This is a genomic window from Mycetohabitans sp. B2 (genome assembly GCF_021733735.1).
Taxonomy (GTDB): domain Bacteria; phylum Pseudomonadota; class Gammaproteobacteria; order Burkholderiales; family Burkholderiaceae; genus Mycetohabitans; species Mycetohabitans rhizoxinica.
Genome location: NZ_JAHKSP010000034.1, coordinates 21,104 through 33,303, shown reverse-complemented (window position 1 = coordinate 33,303; position 12,200 = coordinate 21,104). Strand labels below are relative to the sequence as shown.

Genomic DNA, 12,200 nt, shown 5'->3' with positions numbered 1-12,200 from the left:
TGGGCACGACAATGCCGTCGCCCACGTTTGTACTGATGAATCGAAACACATCAGGAAACGCCCGATGCGCACCGTTGCTGTGCCAGATGACAGATAGTGCGTTTAGGTGGCGGATAGTTCGTTGTGGATCTCGTCGTTGATCGCGCATATAGCGCGGCATGTCGGCGATGTCAAAATCGTGTCCTAGCGCATCGACGGGCCACCAATGCACGATGACGGTCACGCGGCCGCCGCGCGGCGGCATGCGACAGAAACGCCGATCAGAGGCAAAATGGCGGGCTTGCTGGTCCGCCCCCGCGACGCGATGATCACCGCGTCGTGATGCAATACGGGTTCAATTGTCGGATCAGCGTTCAAGGAGGCAGATGTGCTGAAACATATTGTCATGTGGAAATTGAAGGAGCAAGCCGAAGGTGCGGACCGCGCAACGAACGCAGTCCGGCTGAAAGCGCTGCTCGAAGGCTGTCGGAACATCGTGCCCGGCATTCGCCGCTTCGAGGTCGGCGTCGCGACGCCGGGGCTCGAGGCGACCTATGATGTGGTACTCGTGTCCGAGTTCGATAACAAGGCCGCGCTTGAAGCCTACGCAGTGCATCCCGAGCACGAGAAAATCAAGGCGTTTGTGGCGAGTGTGCGCGACGCGCGGCAGTGCATTGACTATGAAGCTTGATATACAGCCTGATGCCGTGCCCGTAGCGAACGACACACCGCCGGCCGCGGTGCAAGCGCTGAGCAGTCCATTCGCAGACCATCTGGGCGTGCGGCTCGTCCATGCGGCGCACGGGCGCAGCGAGATGGTACTGCCGCTCACAGCGTTGCATTTGAATACATGGGACGTCGCGCACGGCGGCGTGATAATGACGCTGCTCGACGCGGGCCTAGCACTGGCCGCGCGCTCGTTGAGCAGCGGCGCGGGCGTGGTCACCGTCGAGATGAAGACCAACTTCATGCAACCTGGACGTGGCGAACTTCGGGCCCGGGCGCGGGTGCTGCACCGCTCCGCGACGATGGCTTATTGTGAGGGTGAGGTGCACGATAGCGACGGACGCTTCGTTGCCAAGGCGCTGGGCACGTTCAAGTACCTGAGCGCATTGGCCGTGGGTCGTGAGATCACCCACCAGCGGGTGGTGCCGCAACCGGCTGTGCCGGACGCCGACCCGGCGCCGGCGCACGACTGACTTTCACCCATCCAGGACAAAGATCACGAGTGCATCAAATCCAGCAGCAGTGAATCGCCAGATTTGGCTGGTGTCGCGTCCGGCCGCAGAGCCGTCGCACGAGAATTTCCGGCTCGTGCAAACCCCGCTGGAATTTCTCGCGCCTGGCCAAGTTCGCGTGCGCAATCACTACCTGTCTCTCGATCCGTACATGCGCGGCCGCATGAGCGACGCGAAATCGTACGCGCTGCCGCAGCCGCTGGACCAGGTCATGCTCGGCGGCACGGTCGGCGAGGTCGTGGAATCGACCCATCCGCAATGGCACGTCGGTGACAAGGTGCTGGCGAAGTTCGGCTGGCAGGAATATGGCACGTCGGATGGCACTGGCATGGAAAAGATCGACGACACGCGCGTGCCATTGTCCGCCTATCTCGGCCCGGTCGGCATGCCGGGCGTCACCGCCTGGTACGGGCTGAACCGGATCATTGCGCCCCAACCGGGCAGCACAGTGGTGGTCAGCGCGGCCAGCGGCGCAGTCGGCAGTGTCGTCGGCCAGTTGGCCAAGCTGAGCGGCGCACGCGCAATCGGCATCGCGGGAGGCGCGGACAAGTGCCGCTACGTCGTTGAGACGCTCGGCTTCGATGCGCGGCCAACGTGAGCAGCGCCGCGCCGTCTGCGTGGACATCGGGGCGCCAGTCGAATACGATCAGACACATCGCGACGGCGCCCGACATGGACCGCAGTCCGTTTGCCGCTGCGACGGGCCGCTCAAGGCGTTTGCGCCGGCAACGGGTACGGCAGGGGGAGGAACGCCAGCGTCGGGCCGTGGGGGGACCCGACGTGGACTGAACCGGTATCGAGTGCGCCAAGCTTGAGCTGGACCAGGCAATCGACACCGCCCTCGGGGGCCGCGGCGGCATTGACGACCATCCCGCACGGTTGGTTAGGGTCCTCCGAATGAAACACCTCGACGCCGGCGTGCGCCTGCGCGGTGTGCGCCAGCACCGTGCGGCGCTTGATCGTGCCGCGATACTGAGAACGGGCGACCACTTCCTGCCCAGGATAGCAGCCCTTGCGAAAGTTGATGCCACCGACGAGTTCGAAATTAATCATTTGCGGCACGAACTGCTCGCTCGTCGCGGCATTCACACGCGGCTCGCCCGCGCGGATATCAAGCCAGTCCCACAGTGCGGGGACGGCCCGTCGCGCGCGATGCGTCGCATTCAGTGCGGCAAGCTTCGCATCGACTGCGGCCCTCGGCCCGACCCACAAGAAACGTGGCACGCCGTTCGCATCCGGCACGCGGATCAATTCCCCGCAGGCCGTGTCAATCTTGACGTGTACACCGTCGGGCAATGCCTCGAAGCACTGCGATAGCGCGGCCCGCACGTCGCCGGCAAAGCCGACCACGGCAAGGTCGTCGGTGGTGTTGGTCAGCCGCGCCTTGGCGCGCAGCACGAACATCGACAATCGCTTCTGAAGCGGCGCAGCCAGGTCCGCGGAAACCAGCATGCGCACCGCGTCGCCAGCACGCCAAACCAGTAGCGTGGCGAGCAGCCGCCCCTTGGGCGAGCAGAAGCCGGCCAGCCGCACACTGCCTGCTTCCAGCGTTTGAATATCGTTGGTCAGTTGGCCGTGCAGGAAGCTGGCTGCGTCGTCACCGTGCACGTCTATCACGCTGAACTGGTCGAGCACCATATAAGCGCCTCGTTCAGCGTGAAGCGCGGTGAACGCGTCGGTGTCCACGCGCGCCAGCGCGTTGGCGTCACGACCGGCATCGCCATCACCTGGCCCGGTAACCTTAGAGGATGTGTTCATGTTCAAGCTGCGTTGTCCATTCTGACTTTGGCTTAGGCAAGCAGGTATTATATGCTTTATGGCTATATTGGCGATGCTCGCCAATGGCACGTCCAGCAAGGCTTTCAGCCATCCCGGACTAGATGCCTTGTGCCATAGAATGGGCCATGCGCCATAGATTGATTATCGCAGCGGTCTGACGCGCTCAGGTTTGCGGCGATAAATCCGTTCTACTCGCGCATGGGTTTTTTAAAGCCGTGCGCCGGGTGCGGGAGAGTGCGTATGCGGCCTCACATCGCTTGGTGCGGGATCGGGAGCAGGTCTGAAACTTTGATTCGCTTTGCTGCTCATCGGTACACCTCGCGGCGGTTTCCGATTCGAACAACGAGAATGCGCAAAGCGCTGTCCTCGATATTAGCAATAATTCTGCAATCCCCGACACGGTATTTCCAGAAAGCCCTCAAGCGCGAACCTTTGAGGGCTTCGCCAATGCTGCGAGGGTCGTCCAGTACGGACACACGCTCATGTAGGAAGGCCAGAATACGGCGAGCATGTTGCGGGTTAAGTTCCTTAAGGTTTTTGCGTGCCAGACTTGATAGCTCAACCTTCCATGCCATAGTGTTTCATCACTTCTTCGAGCGGTGCGGTTTCGGATTTTCCCGCACGTATCGCTTCAAGCTCATGCTCAGCCAGGTACAAATCTTCGAGGTCGTCGAGATGTTCGCAGATCGCCTCGGTGATGTAAAAGCTCTTGGTACGCCCGGTCAGTTCGGCCAGGTTCTTCAGCCGGGCTTCCACATCGCCGGGCAGTCGAATTGAAAGGGCCATGGCGCTATGCTCTTTGGACAGGATGATACAAGTATCGTGCAAGGTTGGGCGATGCGCAAGCCCCTTTGTCTAGAAAACAGGTGCATTTGCAGAGGCTGTACGATGATCGTGGCGAGCTATGCCTTTGCCTGGCTTCCCGCATCAGGCGTACGTGGACAAGTTGACTACAAATCAGGTGTGTCTCGTACCGCCTACCCGGCCCTGTGGAATATGGCATCATTGATGCCAACAATCACACCCACAACGTTGGCATTGGCGACGCTGGAAATCATTCTCACACGATCGTAGTAAATGGCGACAGTGGTGAGAAAGCCCGGCCAATCAGCGTTGCGCTTTTAGTGTGTATTAAGATTTGAGCCGAGCATATGCAACCGATGAATACAAATCCATCTTGAATAATAGTAATTTTATGTAAAATATTGATTGCAATGAATGGCGTGAAAAAATTTAGTTTGCATAATTTAGAGAAAACCAAGGAAACGAGAATGATGCCAAGAAAAATTTCAGAAATTCTGCCAAAACGACTAACTTCAATAATCCGTTATTTGGGTTGGGCGGATGCGCCTTATAAGTGGAAATTCTCCCTTGGTGACTGCCCTCTATGCGGGCGAAGCATATTTGTTTCTATAAAGCCAAGTCCTTTTATGACAAGATGCTTAAAATGCATGGCAAACATCACCAATTTATCTCTTATTCCAGTCGTCAAATCTCACTGCGGTGGTGAATATTCAGGCCGTATCGCCTATGAGTTATCTATTTACGGTAGCACGCTTCATTGGCTAGAAAAAAACTTTGATACAGTAATTTCCAGTGAATTTTTTCCTGATCATAAATTGGGTGAGATGGTTAATGGATACTTGAATCAAGATGTGCAAAATTTAACTTTTGATGATAATAGTATTGATCTCGTTACGTCCAATCAAGTATTTGAGCATGTGCCAAATGATATAAAGGGATACAAAGAATGTTTACGTGTTTTGCGCAAAGGTGGGGCCTTAATTTTTAGCGTTCCTCTATACGACATAAAAAATACTCAACAAATTGCTTATTCAAATGGCAAGAGTATCGTTTTTATTGGTGAGCCTGAGTATCATGATAGCCGGATAGGTGGAGCAAAATCGGCACCTGCTTTTTGGCATCATTCGCTTAATGATATTGCAGCACGGGTCGCCAGTGTAGGTTTTTCCAAAGTAAAATTAATTGATGTTACAATTGCAAGCTCACAACGGAAGCCAGAAAAAGTTATTTATGCAATTAAGTAGGTGGATGACCCTAGGCTTATGAGCACGTCCAGTATAGGTCCACAAGGCGGCAGCATCACATGGCGCTTTCACGCTAATGGACGGGCACATACAGGTACCTCAAACACTGGTTTTTCTAAACGCATCACACCCAGGCAGTAACATACACAATGCCAATGTCGCAATTAGCGACGCGGGCGGTGGCGTCGCAGCCGACGAACAGTGGGATAGACAAGCTGCACGCGCTTCAGCGCTACGTATGTGCAGTACGGCCAGAGACAGTCGGTTGCCACTGACGCAACAGCGCTTCCCATTGTTGGCATCGGTTGCTCACATTTAGAGTACACACAGGTGGATCAGTACGCGTATTTGAGGATACTTGGGCGGTGAAAACGATGGGGTGGAGAAAAGGGACCAAGCCCTGGCCACATCAAAGATACAGGCATGACGGCTGAGCCCGCCTACTGTGGCGAGAAACAACTGAATTTACCGATTGTATGGCAATCTACCTAGTCATATCGACAATGCTTGCCAATAACATGTCACATTAGGCGTGTGAACATTCTCGTACACGGCTATGCGCCAGCGCATACGAGAGACCGCGATGAGCCGTGTGCGTTACGGCTACTGCAAAATTCACGTGCTTCTGCAGCGAGAGAGGACCCGGTCAGCAGGAAGGTGGTGTACAGACTGTGCCGCGGGCAAGGGTTACCGCTTCGATACAAGCCGAACCACACGCGACGCGCCCAGACAAATCAGGCTGCAAGTAAAAGCGACTGCGGCCAATGATACGTGGAGCCTCGACTTCATTGTGGATCCCGTTGCACAGCGGCCAACGATTGCGCATTGACATCACGTTATCCGCCAAAAGCGTAGAAATCGCTGCGTATTAATCTGCTAATCTGCCTGCTTTCGGTTAACCTGCTGCACTGCATCGCTTCCCATTGCGTCTATATATTACTGAGCTGACCGATGGACTTCGATTTGAATGCCGCTTTAAACGACTCCCGCGCCTTTATCTGTGCGTCGAAAGCCTACCCGCAACCCACCGCGCCACTGAAACCGCCAAGCGGCATTTTAGTTGACCTACCGGTCAAGCGGCCCACGACGTACTACGAGCTGCCGCTCGAATTGATTGCGCGAATCGGTGACAACGTGCCCGTTCAAGATGTGAAAAATTTTTCAACAGTTGATCGTCGTACTTATCATGCAATGCAAAGCCGGCGGCGAATCTACAGCTATTGGCAACGGGCGAGCCAGGCCGTGAGCCTCGCGTCAGTCGAAAAGCTGCTCGAGGAGATGGACGGCACGCTCAGCGAGCCGGCGCAGCACATTGAACCAATTGAAGCGTTGCGCCAGCGTCTGCAAGCGCTGCCGGAAGCCGACTAAGCTGAGGCCTTTAAGCGATTGTTCATGGCTGCGGATCGCATCCCGAAAGAAGGGGTGCAGATACAAAAGGCAATGACTGCCATGCTGAGCAGCTTTCCCGACGACGAACAATTCGAATTATTCGACTTTGTTATGGCAATGGCACAAAAACGTAGGCCGGATGACGAAAACGTTTGGCCAGAGCTTGCAGATCAGCTTAACTGTTTCCCGGGTGGTGCACCTGAATACCTTGAAGGCTACGAGGCACTTCTAGCCCAGCTTCCCTATTTGGGCGACGCTCGGCAAGCTGAGATAATTACAGTGTTATCGACGATGCTGTGCGATTTCGATGAGGCTAACGGCTATCCAAGCACAAAAACCTCCGAGCTGTATGCGATATTACGAGAACGAGTGCTACAGCTGTCTCCGTCAAGGCGCACCGGTTGGTGCGATGGCGGCTGCTGTATTGGCGCTGCCAGAAACAGAGCAATCTATCCGCTATGCGGAGATGCACAACTTGGCGATGTCACTGCCGGATGAACAATGGGGGATTGCGCTATACCGCTTGCCGGCTGGATTTACTGTGTTGCCATTAGATCGCTATGCTGAAGAATTTCAGCTGTTGGAGTTTGGTCTTGAGCGTGTGCCACTTGCGCAGCGCGTGCAAGCGGCGAGCGGGCTGCTCGATCGTGTCTTTCATATGGATGACATGCTCGCAAAGCGAGTGTGGCAGCGAGCGTTAGGTTTGCTGGATGGCACTGAAGAGGCGAAATTATTTGAATTTCTTAACGAAATTAAAGCGATGGGCGTGACATCTTCATTAAGAGAGGATAATTGGAGAATTGCCGTGGACAGCATTATGTCATTTATGGAGCGCAATCGATTCTCTGAGCAGGCATGTTCACGGTTCATTGAAATTTTGCCATCGCTGAAAATTTATCTATATTAATGCAATTTTACTGTTTTCCATATTTTTTATATTTAAAATGGCAAATTGAGCTCAGATCTGCTGTAAATATTTTAAGGTATGCTTATTATTTTTCCTACTTAAGTTGTTCTAGCGGAATTTAAGCACTTTTAAACGCTTTTTGTCGCACTTGCCGAATGCTAGTGGGCCCATGATGTCTGAGTTGGTCTAGGCGAGTTAAATTTAACTTCAACGGCCATCGCATGGACAATTCACTGTCGAACGCACTTATGCTGTACCCATTGAGAAAAGCGCATAACATGCTCTAATAAGTCATGACCAAACTTCTTCCATATTCTACCGCTGAAAAGTATTTTTCCTAACCTGTCGAGGACTTTGGTAGAATCTATACATTTCAGACCTGCGATAGTGATTTATCAACAAACGTTTTACGCGTCTCTTCGATGGCGACTTGATACAAGAACAATCGGTGTTTTTCCTCTTGAATGCCATAGTGCATCCCAGAAAAAGGCTTGTCGTAAGGCACCGATAGCGCTTCACTCATTTTTTCCAATTTTGACTTTAATGTCAAGCTTAGGGGCGGCTAGATTGATTCGGGGAAGGATTGAAGCAAAATCCTTCTGTGCATCACTTGCTTTGCTGCCGTGCTTGTCGGGTTTGGTGTTGTAAAAACGATCGACGACCGTTGTCAGTCCGGTGTGATTTTGGGGAAATTTTTTTCCTTGAAACGTGGTAGCAGCAAGCCTGGAAAGATCGGTTTCGACGTTCAGTTTGGCATATTCAACTAAAACATTAACGCCGCGAAAGGGATGCCGGTTGTTTTGCGAATCGATTGACAATTTTGTCCGAACATCCTGGGTGTGCTCGGCATGCTTGGGGTCTGTCTCCATTTTACCTCCCGCAGCCAACGCGGCTGCTCCTGAAAGAAGGCGTGCTGAAAAAAGAGTTTGTAATTCGTCGGCGGCAAACCGACTGACATTTTTTGCCATTTCGGTAAATTCAGACCGTCCCTCCCCAAATCGAAGCGTACGACCAGTAGGACTCGTGCCAAGAGCCGCGGTAGCGTCTAAAAAAAGATTTGGCTCGGGCGCATAGGGCAGCAGTGGATCGAGCTGCGAATAAGCGTGCCGAGCTGCCATATCTGCTTCAATCTTTGGCAAAACTTTGGTTGACACATGATTCTCTAAATGACGCTCATCGACATTGCCCGCATCCAGCCTTGCTCTGGTACGAGCAATCAAACCCTCTCGGTTTGCTCGGTAGCCACCGGCGATCATGAGCGGCAAAAAAGCCAAACCGCCTTTCCCCTTTTTCTGCGTACTTGAGGGGCCAACATCTGAGTGCTCTAAGTTCATGCCTTGCTCGCGTGTTTTTTGGGCTGGTGTGGACGCTTCCGCAGCTTGTTTGCCCGGTTTCGTCTCTATCCCTTCTTCTAGTTCGAAGCTCAGCATCTTATCAATCGTGTGAAAGACGTGTTTTCCATTATCATTACCGACCCGTCGGGAACTACTATCGAAGTCTTGCACTGAGATATATGGATGCAGGTTTTGGCCCATGAAATATTGGGTTAATGCCTTTGTTTCGGCGGAATGGAGGACGTCATTACGCATCTTGCCGTAAGGAAATTTTTCATTTTTTCTGTTCCTAAATGTATTTGGCAACAACGCGATAGAAAATGGATACTTGTCAACTAACTGGGATACTTTTTCGATGGCACGCTCCATGGCCTGTTGATCTTTTTCAGGCGCATTGACACCCACGACAAGCGCAATTCTCTTGTTATCATTTTTTTCAAGCCCGTCTACCATGGCGCGGACCACGGCTGGCAGGTCGGCCAACTGATCGTAGGAAACAATAGTATTGACAATAAAGGCGGCTTGTTCAGCTTGGGCTGCGGAGCGGATTGCATGGTCCAAGCTGGATCGTCTGCATAGGTCGGAGGCCGGTATGCCTTGGTTACCCGTAGCAAGAAGCGCGGAGTATCTGCTATTTAAAACTCGCCCTGTTGTAGCTAACGGTTCACTTATCGTGATTGCTCGGCTTCCCCGTGCAGTGTTGTCTACCGCTTGTGTTGTTGAGACGTTGCGCTGTGATAGCACGCTGTTTGTTCGAGGCGAACGCTTGGATGGCGGATTAATGCTTCTTGAATTAAGTCTTGCGCTACCGGCGAATGCGGCTTCGCGACAGCCTTTGGAGACGAAGGTACGCTGGTATTGTCACGAGTGGCAGATAGGTCCTGTATGTTGCTTTCCTGAGATTCGATTTTGCGCATGGCTCACTTGCTGGTCCGTTGTTCATGGTAAACGTTGATCTGTAGCGAATTTTTATAATGTAGAAATCGTTATATGCTGTCTCCAGGCGCGAAGCGATGTAGTGTTTCGCGCACTGCGAGCATGTATGACGGTCTATGATCGTCAGCGCGTCGCATTTTTTGTCGCAACGGTGGAATTGGATTAACAAGATAGAAATTCGTCCGATTCACACTGAACAAGATTACAGTGAAGTGCTGAAAGCTATTGCCGCGCTGGTAAGTTGATTCTGCATCCAACACCCTAGAAGGTAAACAGTTAGAAATTCTGTTGTCCTTTGTCGAGGACTACGAGACCAGCGCTTTTCGCTGAAACTGTCGGAACGAGTATTCTATATTTAATGACTTTGATGTGGCGAAACATTGGGTTTAATCGACTTCTGGGACAAAATTGCGGTCCGTAAAGCCACTATGAACAGTGCATACACTGAGGGCTGACCTGTGAGTCTTCGCCTCATGCCGCCTGGCCAATGCTTGTATGTCTAGCAGATCTGCAGATTGTTGGGATTCGCAGATTATGGAATTTATGCAAAATGCATGGTATAGACTGTGTGCTTTCCTGCGATAAGGCACTCAATCGATCTTGGTAATTCGTACTGGACTTAAGGCGGTAAAATCGATGAAGTGGAAGGAGCGACTGGTGCGTCGTTGAAACCCTGTGCCATAGATGAGGGACTGCCGTGTACCAATCCATAGTTTACGTGTTCATAGTAGGCGCGCCAAAGGTACAAACACAAACATAGCCGCCGAATCCACCTACCGTCGCGGGATACGGCTTAATAGCTTCATTGTGTTATATTGAGTCTTGTTCAGCCCTGTTTCACATGTCCCTGTTTAAGAAAGTGTTGTTCGCCACGGCGGCCGCCGCGACAGTCGCCGTCGTCGCGGCGTGTGGCGCCGTTTGGTATTGGGCTCGCACACCTCTTCAGATCACGCCTTCGCCGCTCGATGTCACGATCAAGCCGCGCAGCAGCCTGCGCAGCGTCGCCGTCCAATTACGCCGCGATGGCGTGCCCATCGAGCCGCGCTTGTTCGTGCTGATGGCCCGTGTGCTGGGCCTGTCCTCACAATTGAAGTCCGGCAATTACGCGTTTTCGGCCGGGGTCACGCCATACGGCGTATTGCAGAAGGTGGCGCGCGGCGACGTGAACCAGTACGTCGTCACGATCATCGAGGGCTGGACGTTTCGCCGCATGCGCGACGAGATTAACGCGCACCCGGCGTTGCGCCATGATTCCGCTGCGCTCAGCGACGCGCAATTGATGCGCGCGATCTTGGCCGACGTCGCACCCACCGACCCACACGCGGCGGGCACGCCGCCAGCATCGCCGCCCGCTCGCCACATGCCGGCGCTGCAAGGTGCGCCTGCGCAAGAGCCTGAGGGCCTGTTCTTCCCAGATACGTACCTGTTCGACAAGAACACCAGCGACCTGGACATTTACCGCCGCGCATACCGGTTGATGCATCTACGGGTGCAGCAGGCATGGGAGGGGCGCGCGCTAGGGCTGCCCTATGCGACACCCTACGATGCGCTGAAAATGGCCTCGATCGTCGAGAAGGAGACTGGCCTCGCACAAGACCGGCCGCTGGTGGCTGCGGTATTTGTCAACCGGTTGCGTCTGTCGATGCCATTGCAAACCGATCCGACCGTGATCTACGGGCTTGGCACATCGTACGCTGGCCGGTTGCGCAAGCAGGACTTGCAGACTGACACCCCGTACAATACCTATATGCGCGGCGGGCTTCCGCCCACGCCAATCGCGCTGCCTGGCAACGCGTCGCTGGAAGCCGCGCTGCACCCGGCTGTCAGCAGCGCGTTGTACTTCGTCGCGCGCGGCGACGGCAGTAGTCATTTTTCCGACAATCTCGGCGATCACAACAAGGCCGTCGACAAGTACATCAGGGGCCAGTGACATGATGGATATTACAACCAGTCGCCAAAACGGGCCCCGGCCGCGCGGCAAGTTCATCACGTTCGAAGGGATCGACGGCGCTGGCAAGACAACTCACCTGACGTGGTTTTGCGACCGGCTGTCCGAGCGTGCCGCACGGCAGGGCGCCAGTGTCATCGTCACGCGCGAGCCGGGTGGCACGCCGCTGGGCGAGGCGCTGCGGGACATCCTGCTGCGCCAGCCGATGCATCTGGAAACGGAGGCATTGCTGATGTTCGCGGCGCGTCGCGAGCATATCGCCGCGGTGATCGAGCCGACGCTTGCCCGCGGCGACTGGGTGCTGTCTGATCGCTTCACGGATGCGACATTCGCCTACCAGGGCGGCGGGCGCGGCTTGTCGATCGACAAATTGCAGGTACTCGAGCAATGGGTGCAGGCAGGGCTGCAACCGGATCGCACCGTGCTGTTCGACGTGCCGACCGAAACTGCCAGTGCAAGGCGTGGCGGGGCTCGCGCACCTGATAAGTTCGAGAGCGAGTCAGACGCGTTCTTCGCGCGCACCCGTGCCGAATACCTGCGCCGCACCGCGCAGGCCCCGGCGCGATTTGCGATCGTCGATGCAACATGCTCGATCGCCGAAGTGCGCGAACAGCTCGAAGCCATTCTCCTCACCCTTTAATC

At 54.4% G+C, this 12,200-nt stretch carries 13 protein-coding genes and 1 pseudogene; 9 read left to right on the top strand and 5 right to left on the bottom strand.

The window, feature by feature from the left end; genetic code table 11:
- Positions 1–367 precede the first annotated feature (367 nt).
- The 3 genes and pseudogenes from KPG66_RS07320 to KPG66_RS07310 form a co-directional block, all read left to right on the top strand.
- A complete protein-coding gene (locus tag KPG66_RS07320; protein WP_013435410.1) occupies positions 368–670 on the top strand; it encodes a Dabb family protein in 303 nt (100 codons plus the stop codon).
- A complete protein-coding gene (locus KPG66_RS07315; protein ID WP_083813447.1) occupies positions 660–1,178 on the top strand; it encodes a PaaI family thioesterase in 519 nt (172 codons plus the stop codon). The genes KPG66_RS07320 and KPG66_RS07315 overlap by 11 nt, the downstream gene beginning before the upstream one ends.
- A 22-nt stretch (positions 1,179–1,200) precedes the next feature.
- Positions 1,201–1,803, top strand: a pseudogene (locus tag KPG66_RS07310) (NADP-dependent oxidoreductase); the annotation flags it as partial.
- Between the two features lie 122 nt (positions 1,804–1,925).
- Here the strand turns inward: KPG66_RS07310 and ygfZ are convergent.
- From ygfZ to relB, 3 genes are all read right to left on the bottom strand, one after another.
- Positions 1,926–2,975: a CAF17-like 4Fe-4S cluster assembly/insertion protein YgfZ gene (gene ygfZ / locus KPG66_RS07305; RefSeq protein WP_442929421.1), complete on the bottom strand. Its 1,050-nt coding sequence runs from the start codon at positions 2,973–2,975 to the stop codon at positions 1,926–1,928.
- A 326-nt stretch (positions 2,976–3,301) separates the two neighbouring features.
- On the bottom strand, positions 3,302–3,571 hold the full coding sequence (locus tag KPG66_RS07300; protein WP_013435405.1) for a type II toxin-antitoxin system RelE family toxin: 270 nt from the start codon (positions 3,569–3,571) through the stop codon (positions 3,302–3,304).
- Positions 3,555–3,782, bottom strand: a complete 228-nt coding sequence (relB, locus tag KPG66_RS07295) for a type II toxin-antitoxin system RelB family antitoxin (protein WP_041753558.1) — start codon at positions 3,780–3,782, stop codon at positions 3,555–3,557. The genes KPG66_RS07300 and relB overlap by 17 nt, the downstream gene beginning before the upstream one ends.
- Before the next feature lie 428 nt (positions 3,783–4,210).
- Between relB and KPG66_RS07290 the strand changes: the two genes are divergently transcribed.
- From KPG66_RS07290 to KPG66_RS07275, 4 genes are all read left to right on the top strand, one after another.
- Positions 4,211–5,044 (top strand): class I SAM-dependent methyltransferase, encoded by an 834-nt coding sequence (locus KPG66_RS07290; RefSeq protein WP_083813446.1) that lies wholly within the window; start codon positions 4,211–4,213, stop codon positions 5,042–5,044.
- Between the two features lie 951 nt (positions 5,045–5,995).
- Positions 5,996–6,412 carry a hypothetical protein gene (locus KPG66_RS07285; RefSeq protein WP_237070425.1) on the top strand — a complete coding sequence of 139 codons (417 nt, stop codon included), beginning with the start codon at positions 5,996–5,998 and terminating at the stop codon, positions 6,410–6,412.
- 24 nt (positions 6,413–6,436) lie between these two features.
- Positions 6,437–6,931 carry a hypothetical protein gene (locus KPG66_RS07280; RefSeq protein ID WP_237070423.1) on the top strand — a complete coding sequence of 165 codons (495 nt, stop codon included), beginning with the start codon at positions 6,437–6,439 and terminating at the stop codon, positions 6,929–6,931.
- The gene (locus tag KPG66_RS07275; protein WP_237070421.1) at positions 6,909–7,340 is read left to right on the top strand and encodes a hypothetical protein; all 432 of its coding nucleotides are present in this window, start codon (positions 6,909–6,911) and stop codon (positions 7,338–7,340) included. Before KPG66_RS07280 ends, KPG66_RS07275 begins: the two co-directional genes overlap by 23 nt.
- Positions 7,341–7,713: 373 nt before the next feature.
- Here the strand turns inward: KPG66_RS07275 and KPG66_RS07270 are convergent, their stop codons facing one another.
- Together KPG66_RS07270 and KPG66_RS07265 are read right to left on the bottom strand one after the other, a co-directional pair.
- Positions 7,714–7,863, bottom strand: a complete 150-nt coding sequence (locus KPG66_RS07270; RefSeq protein WP_237070419.1) for a hypothetical protein — start codon at positions 7,861–7,863, stop codon at positions 7,714–7,716.
- The gene (locus KPG66_RS07265) at positions 7,856–9,235 is read right to left on the bottom strand and encodes a hypothetical protein (protein WP_237070417.1); all 1,380 of its coding nucleotides are present in this window, start codon (positions 9,233–9,235) and stop codon (positions 7,856–7,858) included. The genes KPG66_RS07270 and KPG66_RS07265 overlap by 8 nt, the downstream gene beginning before the upstream one ends.
- Positions 9,236–10,451: 1,216 nt before the next feature.
- Here KPG66_RS07265 and mltG point away from each other — a divergent pair.
- The gene (mltG, locus tag KPG66_RS07260; protein WP_041753554.1) at positions 10,452–11,540 is read left to right on the top strand and encodes an endolytic transglycosylase MltG; all 1,089 of its coding nucleotides are present in this window, start codon (positions 10,452–10,454) and stop codon (positions 11,538–11,540) included.
- 1 nt (position 11,541) lies between these two features.
- The gene (tmk, locus tag KPG66_RS07255) at positions 11,542–12,198 is read left to right on the top strand and encodes a dTMP kinase (RefSeq protein ID WP_013435393.1); all 657 of its coding nucleotides are present in this window, start codon (positions 11,542–11,544) and stop codon (positions 12,196–12,198) included.
- Positions 12,199–12,200: the final 2 nt, after the last annotated feature.